Origin of the sequence: Streptomyces sp. yr375, from assembly GCF_900110755.1 — a bacterium.
Lineage (GTDB): Bacteria > Actinomycetota > Actinomycetes > Streptomycetales > Streptomycetaceae > Streptomyces.
Genome location: NZ_FOFF01000012.1, coordinates 124315 through 149464 on the forward strand (window position 1 = coordinate 124315; position 25150 = coordinate 149464).

Annotated in this window: 18 protein-coding genes; 8 read left to right on the forward strand and 10 right to left on the reverse strand. The window is 73.5% G+C overall.

The features are described from left to right. The first annotated feature begins 227 nt into the window (after window positions 1–227). The 4 genes from BMZ82_RS15490 (at window position 228) to BMZ82_RS15505 (ending at window position 5197) form a co-directional block, all read left to right on the forward strand. Window positions 228–1649, forward strand: a complete 1422-nt coding sequence (locus BMZ82_RS15490) for a hypothetical protein (protein WP_093775962.1) — start codon at window positions 228–230, stop codon at window positions 1647–1649. Between the two features lie 229 nt (window positions 1650–1878). Next, the gene (locus tag BMZ82_RS15495; RefSeq protein WP_093775964.1) at window positions 1879–3006 is read left to right on the forward strand and encodes a glycosyltransferase family 4 protein; all 1128 of its coding nucleotides are present in this window, start codon (window positions 1879–1881) and stop codon (window positions 3004–3006) included. Continuing rightward, on the forward strand, window positions 3003–4277 hold the full coding sequence (locus BMZ82_RS15500; protein ID WP_256251930.1) for a glycosyltransferase: 1275 nt from the start codon (window positions 3003–3005) through the stop codon (window positions 4275–4277). The genes BMZ82_RS15495 and BMZ82_RS15500 overlap by 4 nt, the downstream gene beginning before the upstream one ends. Then, window positions 4274–5197 carry an SGNH/GDSL hydrolase family protein gene (locus tag BMZ82_RS15505; protein ID WP_093775966.1) on the forward strand — a complete coding sequence of 308 codons (924 nt, stop codon included), beginning with the start codon at window positions 4274–4276 and terminating at the stop codon, window positions 5195–5197. The genes BMZ82_RS15500 and BMZ82_RS15505 overlap by 4 nt, the downstream gene beginning before the upstream one ends. A gap of 16 nt (window positions 5198–5213) precedes the next feature. On the opposite strand, the gene BMZ82_RS15510 is transcribed toward BMZ82_RS15505, so the two are convergent. From BMZ82_RS15510 to BMZ82_RS15530, 5 genes are read right to left on the reverse strand one after another with little or no spacing between them, the layout of a single operon-like run. Next, window positions 5214–6101, reverse strand: coding sequence for a 5-oxoprolinase subunit C family protein (locus BMZ82_RS15510; RefSeq protein ID WP_093775968.1), 888 nt, complete (start codon window positions 6099–6101; stop codon window positions 5214–5216). After that, complete coding sequence (locus BMZ82_RS15515) at window positions 6098–6760, reverse strand: 5-oxoprolinase subunit B family protein (RefSeq protein WP_093776038.1); 663 nt, start codon at window positions 6758–6760, stop codon at window positions 6098–6100. The genes BMZ82_RS15510 and BMZ82_RS15515 overlap by 4 nt, the downstream gene beginning before the upstream one ends. 2 nt (window positions 6761–6762) lie before the next feature. After that, window positions 6763–7566 carry a LamB/YcsF family protein gene (locus tag BMZ82_RS15520; protein WP_093775970.1) on the reverse strand — a complete coding sequence of 268 codons (804 nt, stop codon included), beginning with the start codon at window positions 7564–7566 and terminating at the stop codon, window positions 6763–6765. A 28-nt stretch (window positions 7567–7594) separates the two neighbouring features. Then, complete coding sequence (locus BMZ82_RS15525) at window positions 7595–8497, reverse strand: putative hydro-lyase (RefSeq protein WP_256251931.1); 903 nt, start codon at window positions 8495–8497, stop codon at window positions 7595–7597. Beyond that, window positions 8494–9795, reverse strand: a complete 1302-nt coding sequence (locus tag BMZ82_RS15530; RefSeq protein WP_093775972.1) for an MFS transporter — start codon at window positions 9793–9795, stop codon at window positions 8494–8496. Before BMZ82_RS15530 ends, BMZ82_RS15525 begins: the two co-directional genes overlap by 4 nt. A gap of 161 nt (window positions 9796–9956) precedes the next feature. Between BMZ82_RS15530 and BMZ82_RS15535 the strand changes: the two genes are divergently transcribed. The 4 genes from BMZ82_RS15535 (at window position 9957) to BMZ82_RS15550 (ending at window position 18017) form a co-directional block, all read left to right on the forward strand. Further along, window positions 9957–10661: a GntR family transcriptional regulator gene (locus BMZ82_RS15535; protein WP_093775974.1), complete on the forward strand. Its 705-nt coding sequence runs from the start codon at window positions 9957–9959 to the stop codon at window positions 10659–10661. Window positions 10662–10793: 132 nt separating this feature from the next. Continuing rightward, window positions 10794–12323 (forward strand): hypothetical protein, encoded by a 1530-nt coding sequence (locus BMZ82_RS15540; RefSeq protein ID WP_093775976.1) that lies wholly within the window; start codon window positions 10794–10796, stop codon window positions 12321–12323. A 112-nt stretch (window positions 12324–12435) separates the two neighbouring features. Further along, window positions 12436–13314, forward strand: coding sequence for a hypothetical protein (locus BMZ82_RS15545; protein ID WP_093775978.1), 879 nt, complete (start codon window positions 12436–12438; stop codon window positions 13312–13314). A 68-nt stretch (window positions 13315–13382) separates the two neighbouring features. Then, window positions 13383–18017 (forward strand): hypothetical protein, encoded by a 4635-nt coding sequence (locus BMZ82_RS15550; protein WP_093775980.1) that lies wholly within the window; start codon window positions 13383–13385, stop codon window positions 18015–18017. Here the strand turns inward: BMZ82_RS15550 and BMZ82_RS15555 are convergent, their stop codons facing one another. From BMZ82_RS15555 to solA, 5 genes are all read right to left on the reverse strand, one after another. Continuing rightward, on the reverse strand, window positions 18018–19568 hold the full coding sequence (locus tag BMZ82_RS15555; protein ID WP_093775982.1) for a GMC family oxidoreductase: 1551 nt from the start codon (window positions 19566–19568) through the stop codon (window positions 18018–18020). It abuts the gene before it with no gap. 15 nt (window positions 19569–19583) lie between these two features. After that, window positions 19584–21152, reverse strand: a complete 1569-nt coding sequence (locus tag BMZ82_RS15560) for an APC family permease (RefSeq protein ID WP_093775984.1) — start codon at window positions 21150–21152, stop codon at window positions 19584–19586. Window positions 21153–21275: 123 nt separating this feature from the next. After that, a complete protein-coding gene (locus BMZ82_RS15565; protein WP_093775986.1) occupies window positions 21276–22742 on the reverse strand; it encodes an aldehyde dehydrogenase family protein in 1467 nt (488 codons plus the stop codon). Beyond that, window positions 22735–23928, reverse strand: coding sequence for an aromatic ring-hydroxylating oxygenase subunit alpha (locus BMZ82_RS15570; RefSeq protein WP_371271225.1), 1194 nt, complete (start codon window positions 23926–23928; stop codon window positions 22735–22737). Before BMZ82_RS15570 ends, BMZ82_RS15565 begins: the two co-directional genes overlap by 8 nt. Continuing rightward, window positions 23925–25094: an N-methyl-L-tryptophan oxidase gene (solA, locus tag BMZ82_RS15575; protein WP_093775988.1), complete on the reverse strand. Its 1170-nt coding sequence runs from the start codon at window positions 25092–25094 to the stop codon at window positions 23925–23927. The genes BMZ82_RS15570 and solA overlap by 4 nt, the downstream gene beginning before the upstream one ends. Window positions 25095–25150: the final 56 nt, after the last annotated feature.

Here is a 25150-nt window from a genome sequence, read left to right on the forward strand (position 1 = left end):
CAGGTAGAACAGCCGGGTCATCATGACGTCGTGATTCACGGACGTGATGGCTGGGCAGGTGTTGCCGCACCGCGCGGGCCGTGACGCGGTCCGCATGGGCCACTGACGAGAGGCAGAAGGAAATGGTCTACAGCAAGCAGGAAACGGCGGGCGCCCCGACGTGTTGTCACGCGGCCAGGTAGTGCACGTCCCCGGTTGCGTCGACGCTTGATGTGAGGCTGTTTCCCATGTTCGATCCGGTCATAGCGCCCAGCGGTACGCTGCTCGGCCTGCTTCAGAGGGGCCGCGGCGACGGCACGCTGCACGCGCTCACCGCCCCGCGCGCCGAGGCGCTCGCGGCGCTGAACCACTGTGTGCTGCGGGATCCCCGCCACGACTGGCAGGTGGAGAACCGCTCCCTCTACTACGCCCGCCTCTACCTCGACCTGAACGGCGAGCTGGACGAGATCGAGGCCCACCTCTTCGACGTCGAGGACGTCTTCGACACCGAGGAGTCACGCACGGGCCTGGCCCTCGCCGTCCTCGGCCACCTCGCCTCCTACGGCCGGCGGGACGCCCTCGACCTGCTGCGCAGATACGCCGCCTCGGGCGCCAACTGGGCCTGGGCCCTGGACGAACTCGCCCTGCGGGACGACGACGCAGGGCTGCGCGCCCTCGCCGTGCCCGTGCTCGCGCGGTTCGCCACCGACGCCGAGGGCGAGGCCGAACTCGTCGCCGCCGTCCGGGACGCCTTCGAGCCACGGCCCTGGCGGCTGTGGGCCGAGGATCCCCGCGAACACGTCTCCACGCGCGTGCGTGCCGCCCACGAGGCCGGCTCCTTCGACCGCTGGCAACGGCAGATGCGCCCCGGCGGACCCCGGCCCGGCTGGAGCGTGCGCGCCGTGTTCGAGTGGGCCCAACAGGGCGTCGAGCGCGGCGCGGCCCTCCATGTCCCCGCCGCCCGCTGCCTGTCCGCCGTGGCCGGCCCCGAGGACCGCCCCGAGATCGTGCAGGCGGCCAAGGACGGCGGCGACGGAGCCCGATGTACGGCCCTGCGCTACCTCGCCGACTGCAATGATCCCGACGCCCCGGTCCTGATCGAACAGGCCGTCGCCGCCGGCTCGACGGCCGTCGTGGAGGCCGCCGTCGACGCCTTCGAACGGATGCGCAGCGTCGCCGCCGTCGACCGGGCCCGCGGCTGGGTCCACCGGCCCGACGCCCTCGGCGCCGCCGCCGGCCGCATGCTCGCCTGCCGGGGCGGCGTCCAGGACAGCGACCTGGTCCTCGGCGCCCTGCGCGAGGCCGTACGCGGCGAGGGCTGCGACGCGCCGACCCTGTGGACCCTCGTCGACGGCGCCGGACGGCTCGGCATCGGCTGCGCGGCACCGGTTTTGCGCCACATCTATCGCGAGACGGCCTCGTCCCATCTGCGCGGGCGCTGCGCCCGCGCACTCGCCGCCACCGACCCCTCCTACGCGGCCGGGTTCGCCGTCGAGTGCCTGTGGGACTGCGAGGAGGGCACCCGCGAGATCGCCGCCCGGCACGCCGAGACCGGTGACACCCGGGTCGTGGAGCGGCTGCGCCGGCTCGCCGCCGACCCGGCCGAGGAGGCGGAGGTCCAGACCGCCGTCCGGAGCCGGATCGGACCGGACGCCGCGTCGGCCATGTGACACCGCCGTGCGACACCGGGGCGGGCCGCCGACCGAGGGGAGCCGGGCGGCGGCCCGCCCGGCAGATGAACACCGGGTGACCGGTGGGGCGGCCGGGCATGGCCACCGTCCGACCTGCACGGTACGGATCGCACCGGTACCGGGTGCGCAGTTCAACGGCCACGGGACGTTAGTCGTTCGGAAAGATCCACGTTGACGTGGCCACGTCCGGGGCGGCGACAACACGGGTATGCGTGTCGTCATCGTGACCGAATCCTTTCTGCCCGACGTGAACGGCGTGGCCCATTGCGCCTTCCAGACCGCCCGACACCTCGTCGATCGCGGTCACGCCCCCGTCGTCGTCGCCCCGGCCACCGCCGCCGGGACCGGGCCGGACGCCGAAGCGCCCTGCCCCGTCGTCCGAGTCCCCTCCCTGCCACTGCCCGGCTACCCCCAGGTCCGCGTCGCCCTCCCCAGCCGACGCGTCGCCGCGGCCATCGCCGAGCACCGCGCCGACCTGGTCCACCTGGCCAGCCCCTTCATCCTCGGAGTCCGCGGCATGGCCGCCGCCGCCCGGCTCGGCATCCCCGCCGTCGCCGTCTACCAGACCGACCTGGGCGGCTACGCCCGCACCTACATGGGCGCCGGCGAGGCGGCCGCCTGGCGGCGGATACGGTCCGTGCACGCCGCCGCCGACCTCACCCTGGCCCCCTCCAGCGCGGCCCTGCACGACCTGGACACGCACGGTGTGCCCCGGGTGAAGCTGTGGCCGCGCGGCGTGGACACCGCGCGCTTCCGCCCCGACCACCGCGACGAGGCACTGCGCCGCGAGCTGGCCCCGAACGGCGAACTGATCGTCGGCTACGTCGGCCGGCTCGCCGCCGAGAAGCAGGTCGAGCTGCTGGCCGGCGTGTGCGGGATGGGCGGCGTGCGCGTCGTCGTGGTCGGCGACGGGCCGAGCCGGCCCGGCCTGGAGGAGGCCCTGCCCGGCGCGGTCTTCCTGGGCAACCGCACCGGCGACGAACTCGCCCGCATCTTCGCCTCCCTGGACGTGTTCGTGCACACGGGCCCCTTCGAGACGTTCTGCCAGACCGTCCAGGAGGCCATGGCCAGCGGTGTGCCGGTGGTCGCGCCCGCCGCGGGCGGCCCCCTGGACCTGGTCGCCCACGGGCGCACCGGCCTGCTCGTCCCGCCGCGCGACGCGGCCCAGGTACGGGACGCGGTGGCCGCGCTGGCCGCCGACCCCGCACAGCGCTTCGCCTACGGCGCCGCCGGACGGGCCTGGGTCGAGGGACGCACCTGGGCCGCCGTCGGCGACCGGCTCATCGGCCACTACGAGGACGTCCTCGCCGCACGCCGACTGGTGGTGGCGGCATGAGCGCCCTCAACGACATGAGCGACGTGAACGCGGTGAGTGACGTGAGTGACGTGAGCGACCTGGGTGGCGCGGGCCGGGCCGCCGGTACCTGCTCCGGGCCGCTGCGGATCGTGCGGCTCGCCAACTTCGTGGCGCCCGCCTCGGGCGGGCTGCGCACCGCCCTGCGCGAGCTCGGCAAGGGCTATCGCGCGGCCGGCCACGAGCCGGTCCTGATCGTGCCCGGCGACCGGTTCGGCGACCGGACGACCGAACAGGGCCGGGTGATCACCCTGCCGGGGCCGCTGCTCCCCGGCACCGGCGGCTACCGCGTCCTCACCGACAAACGGCGGGTCGCCCGCCTCCTGGAGGAACTCGCCCCCGACCGCCTGGAGGTCTCCGACCGCACGACACTGCGCTGGACCGGTAAATGGGCGCGCCGGGCCCGCGTCCCCGCCGTGATGGTCTCCCACGAGACCGCCGACGGCGTCCTGCGCACCTGGGGCGTGCCCGAAGGAGCGGCCCGGCGCGCCGCCGACGCCCTCAACCTCCGTACGGCGCACACGTACGCGCGCGTGGTGTGCACCACCGAGTTCGCCGAGCGGGAGTTCGTCCGGATCGGGGCGCGCAATGTGGTGCGGGCGCCGCTGGGCGTCGACCTCGTCGAGCGGCACCCCGCCCTGCGCGACGCCGGGCTGCGGGCCGTCCACGCGCGCGGCGACGAGATCCTCCTGGTGATGTGCACCCGCCTCTCCGTGGAGAAGCGCCCCGGCACGGCCCTGGACGCCCTGGAGGCGCTGTTGCGGCGCGGGGTGCGGGCCGTGCTGGTCGTCGCCGGGGACGGGCCGCTGCGGCCCCGGCTGGAGCTGCGGGCCCGGGAGCGCGCGCTGCCCGTGACGTTCCTCGGGCACGTCTCCGACCGCGGCTCCCTGGGCGCGCTGCAGGCCTCCGCCGACGTGTGCCTGGCACCGGGGCCCGCGGAGACGTTCGGGCTCGCCGCCCTGGAGGCGATGGCGTGCGGGACCCCCGTCGTCGCGAGCGCCTCCTCGGCGCTCCCCGAGGTGATCGGGGCCGCGGGGGCCACCGCGGCCGACCGCGGGGAGGCGTTCGCGGACGCCGTGCAGAACCTCCTGGAGCGTCCTCTCGCGGCCCGCCGGGAGGCGGCACGCGCGCGTGCCGAGTGCTTCGGCTGGGGGACGGCCGTCGACGGCTTCCTCGCCGCGCACGACGCCACGCTGCCCGCCCGGCCGGCCACCGCCCCGGTCCGACCCTTCGTGCCCGGAGGCCTCGGATGAGACGCGTCCGCTTCGTCGCGCTCGGGGACTCGCTCACCGAGGGCGTGGGAGACCCCGTGGGCGAGGGGTGGCGCGGCTGGGCCGCGCTGCTCGCGGCCGGGATCGCGGGGGGGACCGAAGGGGCCGACAGGGCAGACCCGGCCGAGGGGCCCGTGGCACCCGTGGCACCTGCGGCGCCCGTGACCGCCGTGGAGTTCAGCAATCTCGCGGTCAGCGGGGCGCAGACGCGGGACGTGCTGGAACGGCAGCTCCCGGCCGGGCTGGCGCTGCGGCCCGACGTCGTCTCCGTCGTCGTCGGCGTCAACGACACCCTGCGCTGCACCTTCGACATCCATGCCGTGGCCGCCCGGCTCGACACGGTCTACGGGGCCTTCGCCGAGCAGGGCGCGGTCCTGCTCACCGCGTGCCTGCCCGACCCCGGCGGCACCCTCGGGCTGCCCGGCGCCCTCGCCAGGCCGCTGGCCCGACGCCAGCGCGCCGTCAACACCGTCGTCCACGCCCTCTCCGAGCGGTACGGCGCCGTCCACCTGCACGCCTCCGAGGGCGCCTGGCTCACCGACCGGGAGATGTGGAGCGCGGACCGGCTCCACCCCGGCGAACGCGGGCACCGGCAACTGGCCGTCCGCTTCCACGCGTTGCTCACGGAGGCGAACCTCGCGACCGGGCCCGCGCCCTCGCCCGAGCCCGAGTTCCCGGCGCCCACGACGTCGGCGAGCCTGTGGTGGCTGGCGACCGCGGGCACCGGCTGGGTCGCCCGGCGGTGCACCGACCTGCTCCCGCAACTCCTCACCCTGGCCGCCGACGAGATGCGGCACCGCGCGCGGGGCACGAGCGCCCGCCTCGACCTACGGGCCTCCGCCGCCGTCTCCGCCGCGCTCACCGCCCTGTCGGCGGCGGAACGGCAGCCGGACGCCGCCTGAGCGGACGCGACGGCCGTCAGCGGCGGCGTACGGCCACGAAGCGGACCGGTGTGCCCGGCACCGCCTGGGCGGCGGCCGGGAGGTCGGCCGCGCGGACGACTCCGATCACCGGGTAGCCCCCGGTGGTCGGGTGGTCGGCCAGGAACACCACCGGGCGGCCCGCGGGCGGCACCTGTACGGCGCCCAGGACCATCCCCTCGCTCGCGAGCTCCCCGCTCAGCGCCCGCTCCAGGGCGGGCCCGTCGGTGCGCAGCCCGATGCGGTTGCTCGCCGAGGACACGCGGAACGTCCGGGAGGTGAAGGCGCGGACCGCGTCCGGGGTGAACCAGTCGTCGCGCGGGCCGAGCGTCACCCGCAGGACGAGTTCGGCCGGGGGCGCCGGCTGCGGCGCGACGTCCACGCGCGCGTGCGGGGCGAGTTCGCTCCCCAGGGGGACCAGGGGGCCCACCGGCAGGATCGTGCCGTCCGTGAGCGGGGCGGGACCGAGGCCCGAGAGCAGGTCCGTGGAGCGGCTGCCGAGGACCGGTTCGACGGCGATGCCGCCGGCCACGGCCACGTACCCGCGTATCCCGGCGACGGCCGGTCCGACGTCCAGCACCGCCCCGGCGGGCACGCGCACGGGCGCGCCCCAGGCCACCGGCCGGCCGTCCACCGTGACCCGGCAGGGCGCGCCCCCGACCGCCACGGTCACGGCGGAACGCGGCCTCAGGGCGCACCCGTTGAGCGTGGTCTCCAGGACGGCCGCGTCGGGCGGGTTGCCCACCAGCCGGTTGACGAGGGCCGCCGCGGGCCCGTCCAGCGCACCCGAACGGGGCACGCCCAGATGCGCGTGCCCGGGACGGCCCCGGTCCTGCACCGTGGTGAGCGCACCGGCACGGACGACACAGAGCGCACGGTCGCTCATGACGTCGCCACCGTCCCCACCGTTTCGGTTGTCTCCGCCGGCCCTTGTGGCCCCGCCGGGACGAAGCGCACGCGCGTGCCCGGTGCCAGCAGTGCGGCCGGTACGCGCGCGTGGTCCCACAGCACCGCCTCCGTGGTGCCGATCAACTGCCAGCCGCCCGGCGACGAACGCGGGTACACGCCCGTGTACGGCCCCGCCAGCGCCACCGAACCGGCCGGTACGGAGGTGCGCGGAGTGGCCCGGCGCGGGACGTCGTACCGCTCGGGCAGGCCGGTGAGATAGCCGAAGCCGGGCGCGAACCCGCAGAACGCGACCCGGAACACGGCCGCCGCGTGGATGCGGGCCACCTCCTGCTCCGGGACCCCCCACAGGGCGGCGACCTCGGGCAGGTCCGGGCCGTCGTACCGCGTCGGGATCTCCACGACGTCGTGCTCGCGCGCGGGAACCGGCGGTATGACGACGGCGGCCAGCTCGGACGCCAGCCGGGCGGGGTCGCTCAGGCCGTCCAGGAGGACCGTACGGGCCGCCGGGACGATCTCGCGGGCACTGAGCAGGCCCGCCGTGCGACGGCGCAGCAGCTCGGCGTGCAGGGCCTCTGCCGCCGCCCCCGACGCGACCTCGACGAGCAGGGCGTCGTCGCCGACGGGCCGGACGCGCAGGCTCATGCGAAGGCCTCCACCCGCACGCCCGACTCCTCCAGCCGGCGCCGGACCCGGCGGGCCAGCTCCACCGCGCCGGGCGTGTCGCCGTGCAGACACAGGGAACGCGCGCGTACCTCGATGGACGACCCCGCGTGGGAGGTGACCCGGCCGAGGCGGGCCAGGCCCACCGACCGTTCCACCACGGCGTCCGGATCGCTGACCACGGCCCCGTCCCGCCCGCGCGGCACGAGCGTGCCCTCCTCGGTGTACGCGCGGTCCGCGAAGGCCTCCGGGACGGCCGGCAGCCCCGCCTCGCGGGCCAGTTCCAGCAGCCGGGAGCCGGGCAGCCCGAGCACGGGCAGCGCGGCGTCGGCGAGGCGTACCCCGTCGACCACCGCGCGGGCCTGCTCCGTGTCGTGCACGACCCGGTTGTAGAGCGCGCCGTGCGGCTTCACGTACGCCACGCGCGCGCCCGCCGCCCGGGCGAACACCTCCAGGGCGCCGATCTGGTACGCCACCTCGGCGGCCAGTTCGGCGCTCGGCACGTCCATGGCGCGCCGCCCGAACCCGGCCAGGTCCCGGTAGGAGACCTGCGCGCCGATCGTCACGCCCCGCTCGGCCGCCAGCTCGCACACCCGCCGCATGGTGGCCGCGTCCCCTGCGTGGAAGCCGCAGGCCACGTTGGCGCTGGTGACGACGGACAGCAGCCGCTCGTCGTCGGTCAGCTCCCAGCGGCCGAAGCCCTCGCCGAGGTCGGCGTTCAGATCGATCGCCGTCGTAGCGGTCGTAGCGCCGGTAGGGGGCGTAGCGGTCGTCGCGGTCATGGTTTCTCCGTGTCTCCTTGTCTCCTGCTCAGGCCACGCGGTACTGCTCGTCGCGGGCGTCGGTGAGGAACATCTGTCCCGGGGCGTGGGTGAGCGCGAACGGCGGGCGGGAGGCCATCACCGCGGCCTGCGGGGTCACTCCGCAGGCCCAGAACACCGGGATGTCGTCCGGCGCGAAGTCCACCGCGTCGCCGAAGTCGGGCCGGCCGAGGTCGTCGATGCCGAGACCCGACGGATCGCCGCAGTGTACGGGGCTGCCGTGCACCGCCGGGAGCAGACTGCTCTCCCGGATCGCCGCCGCGAGATGCTGCGGCGGCACCGGCCGCATGGACACCACCATGGGGCCGTGCACCCGGCCCGCCGGGCGGCACTGACGGTCCGTCACATACATCGGGACGTTGCGCCCCTGCTCGACGTGGCGGATCGGGACGCCCGCCCCGGCGAGCGCCCACTCGAAGGTGAAGCTGCAGCCGATCAGGAACGACACCAGGTCCTCGCGCCAGTACGCGCGCACGTCCGTCGGCTCGGCGACCAGTTCCCCGTCCTCCCACACCCGGTAGCGCGGCAGATCGGTGCGCAGGTCCGCGCCCTCGGCCAGGACGGTCGACCAGGAACCGGCGTCCGTGACGTCGAGGACGGGACAGGGCTTCGGGTTGCGCTGGCAGAACAGCAGCATGTCGTACGCCCAGTCCGCCGGCACCGAGATCAGGTTGACCTGGGTGTGGCCCGCCGCGACCCCGGCCGTGGGGCCCGCCAGGCCCGCCCGGAAGCGGGCCCGGGCGGCGGCGGGGCTCCACGCGTGCGCGTGCTCGTCGACGAGGGTGACGGGACGGTCCTCGGTACGGGGCGGACGGCCGTCCCGCGTGAGGGTCGGACGGTAGTCCTCAGTGAGGAGGGGACGACTGTCCTGTGTGGCGATCGGACGGTTCACACCAGTTCCTTCCCGCGCGTCTCCGGCAGCCCCAGCAGCGCCAGGGCGGCGATGGCGTAACCGATCGCGCCGAACACCAGCGCACCGCCCACACCCCAGCTATCGGCCAGGAAGCCGACCATGGTGGGGAAGACGGCGCCCACGGCGCGCCCGGTGTTGTACGTGAAGCCCTGCCCCGTGCCGCGCAGGGCGGTCGGGTACAGCTCGCTCAGGTAGGACCCGAAGCCGCTGAAGATCGCCGACATGCAGAACCCGAGCGGGAAGCCGAGCACGAGCAGCAGGGTGTTCGCACCGCTCGGGATGTTCGTGTACGCCAGGATGCACACCGCTGACAGCAGGGCGAACAGCCAGATGTTGCGGCGCCGGCCCAGCCGGTCGGTGAGGTAGCCGCCGGTCAGGTAGCCGAGGAAGGCCCCCGAGATCAGGAAGGTCAGATAGCCGCCGGTGCCGACCACCGACAGACCGCGCTCCGACTTCAGGTACGTCGGCACCCAGGTCGCCAGGGTGTAGTAGCCGCCCTGCACACCGGTCGAGAGCAGGCCCGCGAAGAGCGTCGTGCGCAGCAGCGGACCCCTGAAGATGGCCCGGAACGAGCCTCTCTCGGCGCTCTGTTCGCGGGCGGCCACGGCCTGCGGCGCGTCCTGCACGCGGCGCCGCATCCACACGACGAGCAGCGCGGGCAGGGCGCCCGTCCAGAACATCACGCGCCAGGCCAGGTCGTCGCCGAAGAACGAGAAGACCAGCGTGTACGAGACCACCGCGATGCCCCAGCCGACGGCCCACGAGCTCTGGATCGCGCCCAGGGTGCGCCCCCGGTGCTTCGCGCTCGCGTACTCGGCGACCAGGATCGCCCCGACCGCCCACTCGCCGCCGAACCCGAGGCCCTGGAGGGCCCGGAAGACCAGCAGCGTCTCGTAGGTGGGCGCGAAGCCGCAGGCGACGGTGAAGACCGCGTACGTGATCACCGTGACCATCAGGGCCTTGACCCGGCCGATCCGGTCGGCCATGACGCCCGCCACGGCCCCGCCGACCGCGGAGGCGACCAGGGTGACGGTGGTGAACAGGCCGGTCTGGCCGCTGTCCAGACCGAAGTACGCCGCCAGCGCGACCATGCTCAGCGGCAGCGTGAAGTAGTCGTAGGAGTCGAGGGCATAGCCCCCGAACGCGCCGGCGAAGGCGCGGCGGCCACGCGGGCCGAGGGCGCGGAGCCAGGCCAGCGCGCCGTCGTCGGGGGCGTGTTCGGACGCCGCGGGGAGGGCGCCGGCGGCCGGGGCCTGCGGGGGAGGGGGCGTACTCATGGGGCACCTCGCTGAGGGAGGACGGAGGGTGCGGGAGTGGCGCGGGAGGCGGTCGCCGGGGTGGGGCCGGGGCGGGTGCCTGAAGGGAAGGTAGAGGATCGTTGAACGATCCTTCAATACCTACGTTGTTTCGTTCTCGTATCTGCGGTTGAATTCCGGGCATGGCAGAGCAGCTAGCGGGACTCGCCGACGACCGCGCCCTCCTGGGCCGCACCAGCACGGCCGAACGGGTTTCGGACATCCTCAGGAGCCGTATCGCCGAGGGCTATTTCCCGCCCGGGACACGGCTGTCGGAGGACAGCATCGGCGGGGCCCTCGGTGTGTCCCGCAACACACTGCGCGAGGCGTTCCGGCTGCTCACCCACGAGCGACTGCTCGTCCACGAGTTGAACCGGGGCGTGTTCGTCCGGGTCGTGACCGTCGAGGACGTCGAGGACATCTACCGCACGCGCACGCTCGTCGAGTGCGCTGTCACGCGCGGGCTCGGGGACCCGCCGTACGCCCTGGACGGCCTCCGGGCGAGCGTCACGGAGGGGCAGGCGGCGGCCGCCGAGAATGACTGGAAAGGGCTGGGGACCGCCAACTTCCACTTCCACCGGGAACTCGTCGCCCTGGCCGGAAGTGTCCGCACCGACGAGCTGATGCGCAGCGTCTTCGCCGAGCTGCGCCTCGCCTTCCACCTCGTCGGCGAGCCGCGCCTGCTGCACGAGCCGTACCTCGGGCGAAACCGCCAGATCCTGGAGGCCCTGGAGGCCGGCGACAGGCACGAGGCGGAGCAACTTCTCGCGGTGTACCTGGCCGACTCGCTGGCCCGGGTCGTCGACGTCTACCGGCGCAGCGAGAGGGAGGGCGAAGCCCTCCGCTAGGGGCGCGGGGAACTGCGCGACAGGCCCCCACCGGCCCGCACCCGGAGAACGACCGGTGGTCGCCCGGCCCGGCGCCGGAGGCGATCCGCGTCGTTTGGGTCGTTGTCAGACCGAGGACCTAGTCTGTGCACCGTGACTTCGCCTGCTTCGACGGACCGTGTTCCGCCCCAGCTCAGCGCGGGGCCGCGCCCCGCGCTGGGTCCGGCCGCCGACGAGGGGCTGGCGCGGCGACTGCGCGCGCTCGCCTGCACCGCGCCGATCCACGACCTCGACGCGCGCAAGGCCAATCTCGCCGGTGAGTACTCGGTCTACGGCATGGCGGAGATCGCCCTCGCCGCCATCGATCTCATCACGCTCAACATGGACTTCGACACCGGCGCCGACCACGACCAGATAGTGGCCCGACTCCTGCCGCGCATCGCCGCACAGGCCCCCCTGCGGCCCGTCGCCGAGCACGAGCGGGTGGCCCGCTGGGTCCTGGAGAACCTGATCAACGTCGGCAGCGTCGACCGCGGCTTCCGCGCCGCCTACGGCACGTTCGCGCCGGACGGCACCTATGTGCGCCGCGACTACGACTTCAAGCTGATCGAGGAGGTCCCCGGCTACGGCGGCGTGGTCTACCTCCGGACCACCGACGAAGCGGTCAACGTCCTCGTCGGCGCCCTCGACACTGACGTCACCAGCGCGCAGATCGCCGCCGAGGTCAAGCTCGAGGTGCTCATCCGCCGCGGCCGCCTCGCCGACGCCCAGTTGGCCGCCGAGCAGGCCCGCTACCGCACCGTGCAGTACGCGGAGACGCTGCGCCGCGCCCTGGAGGCCACCCGGCGCAACGTGCGCGCGGTGGACTGGCTCAACGCCGTGCCCGACATGATCGCCGAGGCCCTCGAGCACGTCGCCGACCGCTACCGCCACGAGAACGCGATCCTCACCAACATCCGCAAGGCCCGCGACGAGATCGAGGACGCCGAGAACAAGCGGCGGGCCGCCGAACTCGTCGACATCGTCAAGGACTGCATCCGCCGCCACACCCAGCTCCAGTCCCGGCTGCTGGAGGCCGGCCCGCTGTTCCGCGCCGAGCAGGACCGGCAGGCGTTCGCCACACCGATGACGTCGTCGGGAATCGACCTCTACGGGCATCTCGTCGTGCCCGTGCTGCCGTTGCCGCTGGAGCAGGCGGTCCGCGTCACCGACGCGTTCTTCGCGCGCGGGACCGGGCTGCGTACGCCGGTGTCCGTGCGGGTGGGCGATCTCGTCGACCTGCTGCTGACACCGCCCGTGGAGCGGGAGCATCTGGGGGCGGAGATGCCGGAGCCGGACCTCATCGCGACACCGGACGACAGCCGGTTCAGCGAGGAGCAGTTGGCGGTCGCCAAGGAACTGCTCGACCTGCCGGCGGACGCGCCGCGCCGGCTGTCGGGGCTGCTCGCCGAGGCCCGCCGCACCGGCGACCTCGAACTGCCCTACCTGGTCGCACTGTTGGCGGTGCACGCCGCCAGCCCGGCCGTGGGCACCGCCTACCGCCAGGGCGAGGAGAAGCTGCTGTTCGCCGTGGACGACGGCACGGAGCTGGACGACCCCGAGTTCGGCGGGGCCGACCTCATCGTCGGCACCGCCCTCTTGGACGCCGCGGGGATGGCGGCGGACCGCACGGAGGCCGCATGAGCCGGCCCGGGAACCGACTGAACGAGCCCGAGAACACCGGACCCAAGCGCGACAGGCCCGAGAACGACCTGCACCAGAACACCGAGCACGAGAACACCGAGGAGTCGAAGCCGTGACCGAGCACGTCGAGTGGAGCGACACGGAGGCCCCCGCCCCTGCGGTCAGCGCCGCCGTCACCCCCGCCGACGCCGCCGACGCGGCGCGGCTCGTCGCCTTCGGACTACAGCCCAAACTGCAGCCCGCGCGGGACCAGGAGTACGCGGAGCTGCTGCGGCGCCACCGGGAGGACCCGGCGTTCGCCCGGCTCGCCGACGCCGTCGCCGCCGGGCTCGGACTGATCGTGCTGGAGGTGTCCCCGCGCGCGGGGATGGCGGTGACCGCCGCCGAGGACTCGGTGTTCGCCGTCCGGATGGGGGACTACGCGCGTCGTACGTCCGCCGACGGCGGCGACCGCTTCCTGCACGGGCTCGCGCACCTCGCCGTCGCCGCGATGGCGTTCCCGCGACCCGAGGACCTGGCCGACGACGCGTACATCGGGCGGGTCAGCGTCAACGGGGTCGACGCCTTCGTACGCCAGGCCTGCCGGCGTCTGGAGGAGCGGGCGGCGGAGCAGGGCGAGAACACCGACCCCGCGACCGACGCGCCCGGCCTGGAGGCCGCCTGGCGGATCTGGGCCCGACGCAGTTCCACCGGCGCCACCAAGGACGCGCGCAGACTCGCCGGTTCGACGACCGGCATCGTCGGCAAGGCCGTCGGGTTCCTCACCGACTCCGGCTTCCTCCAGCGGACCGGCGACGACAGCGGCGGCACCTTCCGCACGACCGCCCGCTACCAGCTCCAGGTACGCGACATGGCGGGCACCGCCGCCCTGGCCGAACTGCTGGAGCTGGGCGTCGTCCCGGTCACCGACGGCACGCCGACCCTGCTGCCCCCCGAGGACACCGACGACCTGGCCCTGGTGGCCGACGCCGGACTGCCCTTCCACTCCTGACCCTCCCGCACCCCACTGCTTCCCCCTCACCGATCTGCTGATCTGCCGAAGACTTACGAGAGTCCGCCATGTACGAGCTGTCCCGGGTCCGCCTCTACTCCATCGGCCCCGCCGGTGCGCGCTACGCCGACACCGTGCTTGACCTGCGGGGCGTGGGCGACGTCGTGCCCGACCCCGCGCCCACACAGGCGGAGTTCTTCGAGGAGGAGCCGGTCGGCCCGCCGCGCCGGCCCGCGCCCGCCGGCGTGCTCTTCCTGGAGAACGGCGGCGGCAAGTCCGTTCTGCTCAAGCTGATCTTCTCGGTGATGCTGCCGGGACACCGCAACACCCTCGGCGGCGCCAGCTCCGGCGTGCTGCGCAAGTTCCTGCTCGCCGACGACTGCGGACACGTGGCGCTGGAGTGGCAGCACGTCCTCACCGGCGAGTGCGTCGTCGTCGGCAAGGCGAGCGAGTGGCGCGGCCGCCAGGTGTCGAACGATCCGCGCAAGTTCGCGGAAGCCTGGTACTCCTTCCGGCCGGGACCCGGGCTGAGCCTGGACAACCTGCCCGTCGCCGAGTCCACCGCCGTACGCCCGCCCGTCGAGGGCGTCTCCGGGGCGCGGGGGCGGCGGCGCACCATGAAGGGGTTCCGGGACGCCATCACCGAGGCCGGGAAGGCGTATCCGCACCTGGAGGTGCACTGGGAGGAGATCCACGACCGCTGGGTCGAGCACCTCACCGAACTCGGCCTGGACCCCGAACTCTTCCGCTACCAGCGGGAGATGAACGCCGACGAGGGCGAGGCCGCCGGCCTCTTCGCGGTCAAGAAGGACTCCGACTTCACCGACCTGCTGCTGCGCGCGGTCACCGACACGCGCGACACCGACGGACTCGCCGACCTGGTCAGCGGCTTCGGCAACAAGCTGGGCCGGCGTGCCGAACTGATCGCCGAACGCGACTTCACCGCAGGCTCGGTGGACCTGCTGGGCCGGATCGTCGAGGCCGCCGACGCACGGGCACGCGCGCGTGACGTGCACGCCGCAGCCGAGCGGCGCACCCGCGCGCAGGCCCGGCGGCTGTCCGCGCGGGGCGTGCGGGAGAAGGTCCGGGCCGGCGATCTGGCCCAGCGCGTCACGGCCGCCGCCTACGCCGTCACGCACTCCGAGGGCGCCCGCGGGCGCAGTGCGCTGATCGCCGCCGAACTCGCCTTCCGGCACGCCTCGTTGGCGCTCGCCGCCGCCGAGAAGTCCGCCGCCGGGCAGAAGCGCGAACTCGCCGACGCCCGCACCCTGCACGCCGCCTGGCAGGCCGCCGAGGCCGTGCTGCGCCACCGCGCCGCCGCCGACCGGGTCGCGCGCGTCTCCGCCGCCATCCAGGAGGCCGAGCGCGACGCCGCGCCCGCCCTCGCCGCCCGCGCCAAGGCCGCCGTCGACCTCGTCCGCGCCCTGCACTCGGCCGCCGAGAACGCCGAGAACCTCGCCAACGAGGAGGAGGAACGCTCGGCTGCCCTCCAGGAGGTCGGCGAGTCCGCGCACCGGGACGCGACGGCCGCCGCGACCGACGCCCAGCGCGCCCGCAGCGAGGTCGGCCACCTGCGCCAACGCCTCTCCGAGGTCGAGCAGGAGACCGCCGAGGCCGTCCGCGCGGGCTGGCTCGACGACAGCGCGCCCGACGCCGACCCGGCCCGCGCGGCCCTCGCCGCCAGCGACGCCGAGAAGACGGCCGTCGCCGCCTGGGACACCGCCCGGGAGGCCTCGCGCAGGGCCGGCGAGCACGCGCGAGAGGCCGCCGCCGCCGAGTCCCGCGCCGAACTCACCGCGGCCCGCGCCGCGGACGCAGCGACGGCCGCACAGCGCTCGTACGAGGCCGAGCGGCGGCTCGCCGAGTCCCTGGCCGGCGAGGAACGGCTCACGGAACTCCTCGGCCTCACCGGTGGCGCGGCCCGCCACCGGATCCCGCAGCCCCGGCAGGACGGCGACCCCGACGACACCCCCTCGCTGACCCCCGACGACCTCGACCGCAGCGCCGACGACCTGCGCGAACTCCTCGACGACGGCGTTTCCGCCGCCGAACGCCAGCTCTTCGAGCTGCGGACCGCCGCCGCCGACGACGCCCGCATCCTCGGCGCGCTCGGCGACGGCGGACTGCTGCCGCCCGGCCCGGACGTGCTGGCCACCGTCGAGTACCTCGGCGAACACGGCATCCCCGCCCTGCCCGGCTGGCGCTACCTCGCCCAGGCCGTCGACCCCGCCGACCACGCGCGCGTGCTCGCCGCCCGGCCCGAGCTGGTCGACGGCGTGATCATCACCGACCCCGCGTCGCACGCACGCGCGCGTGAGGCCCTCGGCGAGGCCGCCCTGCTGCCCCGCTCGGCCGTGGCCGTCGGCACCGCCGCCGCCCTGCTGGCCCCGACCCCGGCCGCCGACAGCGGCCCCTACGGCGACGTGTTCCTCGTCCCGCCGAACCCGGCCATGCACGACGAACACGCCGCCGACGAGGAACGGCAGGCGCTGCGCGCGCGGGCCACCGAGCGCGACGAGGACATCCGCCGGCTCGCGGCCCGCCTCGGCAAGGACCGGGAACTGTCGTCGCGGCTCGCGTCCTGGCGCACCGGCTGTCCGGCCGGACGGCTCACCGAGCTCGCCCAGACCGCGGCGGCGGCACGCGCGTTCGCCGAGGAGGCCGAGGCCGAGCTCGCCGAGGCGCGGACCGTGCGCGCGGAGGCCGACGAGACCGCCGCCGAGGCCACCCGGATGCGCGACGAACGCCAGGAGGCCGCCCAGAAGGCCCGCCGGGCCGCCGACGCCCTCGCCGGGCTCGCCTTCCGGCTGCGCGAGCGGGCCGGCTGGCAGGTCAAGGTGCGCGAACTCGCCGACGAGGCCGCCGAGTCGGAGGCCCGCGCCCAGACCTGCCTGGAGCGCGCCCGCGCCGCCGACGAGGACCGGCGCGCCGCCCAGCGCGCCGCCGACGACGCCCGCCGCACCGCCCGCGCGCTGCGCGCCGAACGCGCCGAGATCGCCGGCGCCCCCGACGACCTGCCGGAAGCCGACGAGGACGCGGCCAAGGCGTCCCTGCCCGCCCTCCGCGAGGCCTACCGGGCCGCCTCCCAGTTGTACGAGAAGGTCGGCGTCGGCGCCGACCTGCGGGCCGAACAGGCGCGCGCGGAGAGCGAGAAGAGCGCGGCCCAGACCGACCTGGACCGGCTCAGCAACAAGGTCCGCACCCGCGCCGAGCAACTGCTCCAGTCGCCCGACGGCTCCGACGGACCGTCCCGGCAGGCCGCCGCCGCGCGCGCGGAGGAGCTGGTGCAGCTCCTGGAGACCCGCATGTCCACCGCGAGCGAGCAGCTCGGACGACTGCGCGGCGACCACGAACGGCTCGCACCCGAGGACGGCGCGGCCCACACCGAACTGGCCGACGAGCTCGAACCCCGCGACGCCGAACACGCCCAGGCCCTGCTGCGCACCGCGACCGCCGAACTCGCCGCCCGCGCCGAGGCGTTGAACCAGGCGCGCGAGGCCCACGCCGAACTCCAGGCCGCCCACCGCGCCGCCGAGGACGCGGCCGGCGGCTTCGACGAGATCGCCGCGATGCTCCGCGACCTGCTGCGCGAACACACCCCGGACGAGGAGCAGGAGGAGCCGGACCCCTACCCCGGCACCCTGGAGGAGGCCCGCCAGTCGGCCGCCGAGGCCCGCCGCTCGCTGCGCGGCTGCGCCGCCGACCTGTCCGCCGCCGAGTCCGCCGTCCGCGAGGCCGGCGACATCCTCGTCCGGCACGCCAACTCCACGCGCTACGAACAGGTCCGTACGCCCGCGCGGCAGCAGATCCGGGAGCTGCCCGCCGTCGCGCTGCCCGAGAACGCGCAGAAGTGGGCGGACGCCTTCGCGCCCCGACTGCGCGTCCTGACCGACGAGTTGGCGCAGTTGGAGCGCAACCGGGACTCGATCGTGGACCGGCTGCGGGGGCTCGTCGAGTCCGCGCTCGCCACCCTGCGCTCGGCCCAGCGGCTCTCCCGCCTGCCCGAGGGGCTCGGCGAGTGGTCAGGGCAGGAGTTCCTGCGGATCCGCTTCGAGGAGCCCGATCAGGCCACCCTCGCCGAGCGGCTCGGCGAGGTCATCGACGAGGCGACCCGCTCGGCGGTCAAGAAGAACTCCGACCTGCGGCGCGACGGCATGTCCCTGCTGCTGCGCGGGGTCGGCGCGGGCCTGGAGCCCAAGGGCGTCGCCGTCGAGATCCTCAAGCCGGACGCCGTGCTGCGCGCCGAGCGCGTCCCCGTCGGCCAGATGGGCGACGTGTTCTCCGGCGGCCAGCTCCTCACCGCCGCCATCGCCCTGTACTGCACGATGGCGGCCCTGCGGAGCAACGACCGGGGCCGCGACAAGCACCGGCACGCCGGCACGCTGTTCCTCGACAACCCCATCGGGCGCGCCAACGCGACCTATCTGCTGGAGCTCCAGCGCGCGGTCTCGGACGCCCTCGGCGTGCAACTCCTCTACACCACCGGCCTGTTCGACACGACGGCGCTGGCGGAGTTCCCGCTGGTCATCCGACTGCGCAACGACGCCGACCTGCGGGCGGGCCTGAAGTACATCAGCGTCGAGGAACACCTCCGGCCGGGGCTGCCCCAGCAGGCCCCGGCCGGAGACGGCGAAGCGGCGCAGGTGCACAGCGAGATCACCGCGACCCGGATGTTCAAACGGCCCGCGCCGCACACCGGTTGATCAGCCGTCCTCCTTCAGGAGGTCGGCGCACTTCTCGCCGATCATCATCGTCGTGATGCACGGGTTGACGGCGATGAGGTCCGGCATGACCGATCCGTCCGCGACCCGCAGTCCCTCGACCCCCTTGACCCGCAGCCGCGCGTCCAGGGGGGCCGAGGGGTCGTCGTCCGCGCCCATCTTCACGGTGCAGGACGGGTGGTAGACGGTGTTGTGGGTCCGGTGGATGTAGTCGAGCAGCTCCTCGTCCGACCGGACGTCCGGCCCGGGCGCCAGTTCCGCGCCCGCCCAGCCGCTCAGTGCCGGCTGCGCCGCGATCCGGCGCGCCAGCCTCAGCCCGTACGTCATCACCCGTACGTCGTGCTCGTGGGTGAAGTACCGCGGATCCACCAGCGGCTTGTCGCGGTAGTCCCGGGTGCGCAGCCGTACCGTCCCCCGTGACTTCGCCTTCGTCACGTTGGGTGTGAGGCAGAAGGCGTTCTCCGAGGTGGGGTAGCCGTGCCGGGCGGTGTTCATGTCGAACGGCACCGACCCGTAGTGGAACATCAGGTCCGGCCGGTCGAGGCCCGGCTCGGTGTCGTAGAAGATGCCCGCCTCCCACCACTGGCTGGACGTGGTGGTCATGGGCCGGCTCGCCTCCCACATGATCACGCCCTCGGGGTGGTCCTGGAGGTTCTCCCCGACGCCCGCCGCGTCCACCACCACGTCCACGCCGACCTCGCGCAGATGCGCGGCCAGCCCGATGCCCGACAGCATCAGCAGTTTCGGCGTGTCGATCGACCCGCACGAGACGATCACCTCGCGCCGGGCCCGTACCGTCCGGGTGTGGACCAGGTCCGGGTCCAGGTACTCGGCGCCGACGCAGCGCCGCCCCTCCAGCACGAGCTTCTTGGCCCGCACCCCCGTCCGGACGGCCAGGTTGGGTCGCTTGCCCATGACCGGGTGCAGGTAGGCCACGGACGAGGACTGGCGGATGTTGTTCTCGTCGGAGTTGATCTGGAACCAGTTGGCGCCCCGCACCACCGTCGTGCCGGTGTTGAAGCCGACCGTCGGGATCCCGGCCTGCGCGCACGCCTCCAGCAGGGCGCTCCCGCACGGGTCCGCGCCCTTCAGCGTGCGCAGCCTCACCGGGCCGGTGCGGCCGTGGTGGTCGCCGGGCGCGTCGTTCGACTCCAGCCGCCGGTACAGCGGGAAGAGGTCGGCCGCGCTCCAGCCCGTGCAGCCCGCCGCCGCCCAGTCGTCGAGGTCCTCGGCGGGCGCCCAGAAGGCGATGCAGGAGTTGTGGGACGAACAGCCGCCCAGCACCTTCGCCCGGGCGTGCCGCAGGAAACTGTTCCCGCTGGCCTGCGGCTCGACCGGGTAGTCCCAGTCGTAGCCGGACTCCAGCAGGCCCATCCAGCGCTCCAGCCTCAGGACGTCGTCGTCGCCGACGTCGCTCGGACCGGCCTCCAGGACGCACACCGTGACCGAGGGGTCCTCGGAGAGCCGGGCGGCGACCACGTTGCCCGCCGTGCCGCCGCCGACCACGACGTAGTCGAACTCGTCGATGCTCATGAGCTGCTGACCTCCTTAGTCGGCCGCCGGGGCGGTGAGGGGAGCGGTCGGCGCGGCGGCTCCCAGCCGGTGGTCCTCGAGCACACCGGTCTTGTGCCGCTGCACGAACCAGTAGTAGGCGAAGCCGCCGCCCGCGATCACGGCGACGAACAGGACGGCGCCCCACTTCAGGTACCAGTGGAAGGGCGCGGCGGCGTTGTAGACGGCGGCCCGAGGCCAGATCAGGTTGATCGTCATCGCCGCGCCCCACACCACCGCGACGATGTTGACGGGCAGCCCCCAGCGGCCGAGCGAGAACTTCCCGTCGCCCGCCGGCTGCCACTTGCCGCGCAGCCGCGCCACCAGCATCGGGCCGGTCACGCCCAGGTAGGCGAGGTAGATCATGATGATGCCGATGCTGGTGACGACCGTGAAGATCTGCGGCTGGCGGATGTTGACCACGAGGATCGCCAGCGCCAGCACACCGATGATCACGGTCGGCAGCACCGGGGTCTGGAAGCGCGGGTGGCACTTGGCCAGCCGCGCGGACCCCGGGAGGTTGTTGTCGCGGGCCATCGCGAACGCCAGCCGGATCGCCGCCGTGTGGACGGCCAGGGCGCACACCGTGACGGCGATCAGCACGCACCACAGCATCGCCTTGCCGGCCGTCGGACCGAGCACGTCGAGCACGACGTACTGCAGACCGTCCGTGGACAGCTTGTCGCCCTTCAGGCTGGAGACGCTCATCAGCGCCAGCAGCAGCACCAGTCCGCCCAGCACGAACGACGCGACGATCGCCCGGATGATCGCGCGGGGCGCGTTGCGGGACGGGTCGAGGGACTCCTCCCCGAGCGAGGCGGCCGTGTCGAAGCCGTACATGACGTACGCCGACGCCAACGACGCCACCAGGAACGCGCCGAGGTAACCGGCCCCGTACCCCGCCCCGGTGCCGTTGGTCTCCATGACGACCTGCGGGCCACGGGTGATGTGGACGGCGAACAGGATGATCAATACGACCGTGGCGATCAACTCGATGAAGACACCGGCCGTGTTGATCGTGGCCATCAACTTGACGCCGAACGCATTGACCACGGTGGTGAAAAGAATCAACACGGCGGCCAGGATCACCGCGTTGGTCGCGACGTCGTACGTGCCGGTGCCGTCCCCCACGAACTGGAACGTCGAGGAGATCTGCGGCAGCGTCAACTGGTAGGCCAGGGCCACGGCGGAGATCGACACGATCGAGGCGATCAACATCATCCAGCCGGCCAGCCAGCCCAGATGCGGATTGCCGATCTTCTTCGACCAGTTGTAGACAGAGCCCGCGACCGGATAGCGGGCGGCCAGTTCCGCGAAGCACAGGGCGACCGCGAACTGGCCGACGAACACCATCGGCCACGACCACCAGTAGGCGGGGCCGCCGCTGCCGTAACCGAAGTAGAAGAGCTGGAAGGTGCCGGTGAGGATCGAGATGTAGCTGATGCCGGCGGCGAAGGTGTGGAAGTTGCCTAGGGTGCGCTTGAGTTCGGGTCGGTAGCCGAACTCGGCGAGTTCGGCGTCGTCCTGCTCCGGGCCTGGGCCTGGCGGTTGCTCGGTCGTCGTCATGGGCGGACTCCTGGTGGACGAGGGGAGGGAGCCGTTCGAGCTGCGGGTGCCGGGATCAATGCGGGGGGGTGGGATCAATGAGGGGGGTGGGGAAAGGGAGTTGTATGCGGCCGGCCTTGCCGGCTAGCCGAACCAGCCTTGCGGGGAGGGGTTGGTATTGCGCCAGATGTGCTTCGCCTCGCGGTACTCGGCGAGCCCCGAGGGCCCCAGTTCACGGCCGAAGCCGGACTGCTTGAAGCCGCCCCACTCCGCCTGCGGGACGTAGGGGTGGTAGTCGTTGATCCAGACGGTGCCGATGCGCAGCCGGGCCGCGACCCGCGCCGCCTTCGCCTCGTCGGTCGTCCAGACGGCGCCGGCCAGACCGTAGACGGTGTCGTTGGCGAGCCGCACCGCCTCGGCCTCGTCCGTGAAGCGCTCCACGGTCAGCACCGGCCCGAAGGACTCCTCCTGGACCACGGTCATCCCGGCCGCGCACTCGTCCAGCACGGTGGGCGGGTAGTAGAAGCCCGCGGCGTGCTCCGGCCCGGACGGGCGCTCGCCCCCGCACCGCAGGACCGCGCCCTCCGCCAGCCCCTGGGCGACGTACGCCTCGACCTTGTCGCGGTGGGCCGCGGAGATCAGCGGGCCGGTCTGCGCCCGCTCGTCGAAGGGCCCGCCCAGCCGGATCCCGGCGGCCCGGCGCACGACCTCGTCGACGAACCGGTCGTGCAGACCGTCCTCGACCAGCAGCCGCGCCCCGGCCGAGCAGACCTGCCCGGAGTGCAGGAACACCGCGGTCAGCGCCATGTCGACGGCCGTGTCGAAGTCGGCGTCGGCGAACACGATGTTGGGGTTCTTGCCGCCGAGTTCCAGGGCCACCTTCTTGACCGTGCCGGCGGCGGCCGCCATCAGCCGGCGGCCGGTGTGCAGCCCGCCGGTGAAGGACACCAGGTCGACGTCCGGATGGTCGCCCAGCGGGGCGCCCGCCTCGGGGCCCGCGCCGAGGACCAGGTTGCCCACGCCCGGCGGCAGCCCGGCCTCCTGGAGCAGCCGCAGCAGGTGGATCGCGGTGTGCGGGGTCAGCTCGCTCGGCTTCAGCACGAAGGTGTTGCCGGCCGCGAGCGCCGGGGCGACCTTCCAGGCGGTCTGCAGCAGCGGGTAGTTCCAGGGGGTGATGAGCGCGCAGACCCCTACGGGTTCGTACACCACCCGGCTGTCGATCTCCGGCTGCCCGGTGTCGACGACCCGGCCCGTCTCGTTCGCCACCAGCCGCCCGAAGTAGCGGAAGCAGTTCGCGATGTCGTCGATGTCGTACTCGCTCTCCACCAGCCGTTTCCCCGTGTCCAGCGACTCGGCGCGGGCGAGCGCGTCCTTGTCGCGGACGAGGAGACCGGCGACCCGCAGCAGCAGGTCACCGCGCTCGGCCGGAGCGGTGTGCGGCCACGGCCCGGTGTCGAAGGCGCGGCGGGCGGCGGCGATCGCCTCCACCGTGTCCTTGCCGCCGGCCTCGTCGACGACCCCGACCAGGGTGCCGTCGGCGGGACAGCGGATCTCACGGGTGCGTTCGTCCAGCGCACCCCGCCACTCGCCGTCGATGAACAGATCAGCCATGGCCGCCTCCGAGCTTCTCGACGAGCCACTCGTGGAAGATCCCGATGTGGTGCTCGTTGGGGACCAGCACACCACCCCGGCGGTACGCCCGCGAGGACATCGCCGGCTGCGTCCGTTCACACGCCTCGAAGTCCTGGACGTTCACCCGGTGGAACAGCTCCACCGACTTCGACACGTCCGCTCCGGACGCCACGACCTCCGGCGCGTACAGCCAGTCGCACTCGATGACCGTGCGGTCCTCGGCCAGCGGGAACATGCGGTGCACGATCACGTGGTCCGGGACCAGGTTGACGAACACCGACGGCTTGACCGTGATCGCGTAGTAGCGCCGGTCCTGGTCCTCACTCACCGCCGGCAGCTTCTCGAAGCCCTCGCTGCCGTCGACCGTGAAGCCCCGGATCTCCGCGCCGAACTCGGCGCCGTGGCCCACGTAGTACTGGGCCGCGTAGCCGTCGGCGAACTCCGGGAGGACGTCCGTGAGTTCGGGGTGGATCGTGGCGCAGTGATAGCACTCCATGAAGTTCTCGACGATCAGCTTCCAGTTCGCCTTCACGTCGTAGACGATCCGCTTGCCGAGGGCGAGATCCTCGGTGCCGTAGTGGTCGATCGCGGCGGCGTCGCCGAGCCGTTCGACGGCCGCGTGCAGCACGGTGTCCTCGAAGGACGGCGGCTCGTCGGCCAGACACACCCAGGCGTAGCCGAGCCATTCGCGCAGGGCCACCTTGATCAACCCGTACTCGACACGATCAACATCAGGCATCTTGATCAAGTTGGGCGCGGCGATCAACCTGCCGTCAAGGTCGTACGTCCATGCGTGATACGGACACTGGAGGCTGCGCCGGACCTCGCCGGACTCCTCCGTGCACAGCCGGGCCCCGCGATGCCGACAGACGTTCAGGAAGGCACGCAGCTCACCGGTACGGGTCCGGGTGATGACGACGCTCTCCCGGCCGACCTGGACGGTGCGGAACGCGCCGGGTCTGCCGAGGTCGGCGCTGCGCACCGCGCAGAACCACATCGACTCGAAGACGTGCTCCTGCTCCTGCCGGAAGATCTCCGGGTCGGTGTAGTAGTCGCCGGGCAGCGTCGCGATCAGGCTCGGGGAGATCCGCTGGGCTGCGGAGGCTGCGGATACCGAGGTCGAGGGAACGGGGAGGGGGCTCTGGGGGGCGGGGGTCGTCGTCACGGGTGTGCTCCTTCGGCGGGCGCGGCGGCGAGGCGGGCGGGGTCGAAGAGGCCGATGGGGTGAGCGGTGGAGCCGGTGAGGGCGAGGTCGGCGAGGATCTCGCCGACGACGGGCACGAACTTGAAGCCGTGCCCCGAGAAACCGCAGGCCACGGTGACCGACTCCGGGTGCGCGGGATGCCGGGCGATCACGAAGTGCTCGTCCGCGGTGTTCGAGTACATGCAGGTCGCGGCCTTGAGGAAGGCGCCGGGGAGATCCGGTACGCAGCCGGCCATGTGGTCGGCCATCGCCCGCACCTCGTCCTCGTGGACCGTCCGGTCGATGGTCTCCGGCGTGGTCACCTCGCCCTTGCGGAAGAAGGCGACCTTGGCACCGAGGTCGGGGCCGTCGATCGACGGGAAGCCGTAGACCTGGACGCTGGCCGCGTTCTCCCAGATGTAGATCGGATGGCGGGCGGGCAGGAACGGCCCGGTACCGTGCCTCGGCTGGAACCAGTACATGACCTGCCGCTCGATGGTGAACGGCACCCCGAGATCGGTGAGCAGCTCGGGCGCCCACGCGCCCGGGCAGATCACCAACTGGCCGGCGGTGTAGGTGTTCTCGGCCGTGTGCACCCGCACCCCGTCCCGGTACGGCTCCCAGCGCGTCATCGGCTCGTCGAAGTGCAGGTCCGCGCCCTGCCGGGTGGCCAGTTGGAGATGCGCGGCCACGGTGTTCTCCGGCCGCAGGAGACCCGCCTTCTTCTCGAACAGCGCGACCTCGTCGTCCTGCGGCGTGAGCGTCGGGAAGCGGCGCCGGATCTCCTTGGCGTCCAGCATCTCGTGGGGCAGGTCCCACTGCCTGGCGGAGAGCAGCGACCCGGAGACGGTACGGGAGTCCGGGGGGCCGACCATCACGCCGCCGGGCAGGATCGCGATCTCCCGGCCGGTGGCCCGCTCCAGGTCCTCGTACAGCTCGTAGGCGCGCAGCAGCAGCGGTACGTACGCCGGGTCCTCGAAGTACGACTGCCGGGTGATCCGCGAACCGCCGTGACTGGAGCCCCGGTTGTGGACGGGGCCGAACTTCTCCAGCCCGAGGACCCGGGCGCCGCGCGCGGACAGATGGTGGGCGGCGGCGCTGCCCATACCGCCGAGACCGATGACGATGACGTCGTGAGTGGGGGACACGGAGGGCCTCCTGTGGGCGTCTTGGGGCGTCGTGGAAGCGTCTTGGGGTGGCTGTC

Excerpts from the sequence above, each read along its gene's own strand:
- BMZ82_RS15505 (WP_093775966.1), top strand. The coding sequence starts at position 4,274 with ATGAGACGCGTCCGCTTCGTCGCGCTCGGGGACTCGCTCACCGAGGGC.
- BMZ82_RS15535 (WP_093775974.1), top strand. The coding sequence starts at position 9,957 with ATGGCAGAGCAGCTAGCGGGACTCGCCGACGACCGCGCCCTCCTGGGC.
- BMZ82_RS15520 (WP_093775970.1), bottom strand. The coding sequence starts at position 7,566 with ATGACCGCGACGACCGCTACGCCCCCTACCGGCGCTACGACCGCTACG.
- BMZ82_RS15565 (WP_093775986.1), bottom strand. The coding sequence starts at position 22,742 with ATGGCTGATCTGTTCATCGACGGCGAGTGGCGGGGTGCGCTGGACGAA.
- BMZ82_RS15490 (WP_093775962.1), top strand. The coding sequence starts at position 228 with ATGTTCGATCCGGTCATAGCGCCCAGCGGTACGCTGCTCGGCCTGCTT.
- BMZ82_RS15500 (WP_256251930.1), top strand. The coding sequence starts at position 3,003 with ATGAGCGCCCTCAACGACATGAGCGACGTGAACGCGGTGAGTGACGTG.
- BMZ82_RS15510 (WP_093775968.1), bottom strand. The coding sequence starts at position 6,101 with ATGAGCGACCGTGCGCTCTGTGTCGTCCGTGCCGGTGCGCTCACCACG.
- BMZ82_RS15530 (WP_093775972.1), bottom strand. The coding sequence starts at position 9,795 with ATGAGTACGCCCCCTCCCCCGCAGGCCCCGGCCGCCGGCGCCCTCCCC.
- BMZ82_RS15555 (WP_093775982.1), bottom strand. The coding sequence starts at position 19,568 with ATGAGCATCGACGAGTTCGACTACGTCGTGGTCGGCGGCGGCACGGCG.
- BMZ82_RS15560 (WP_093775984.1), bottom strand. The coding sequence starts at position 21,152 with ATGACGACGACCGAGCAACCGCCAGGCCCAGGCCCGGAGCAGGACGAC.
- BMZ82_RS15550 (WP_093775980.1), top strand. The coding sequence starts at position 13,383 with ATGTACGAGCTGTCCCGGGTCCGCCTCTACTCCATCGGCCCCGCCGGT.
- BMZ82_RS15495 (WP_093775964.1), top strand. The coding sequence starts at position 1,879 with ATGCGTGTCGTCATCGTGACCGAATCCTTTCTGCCCGACGTGAACGGC.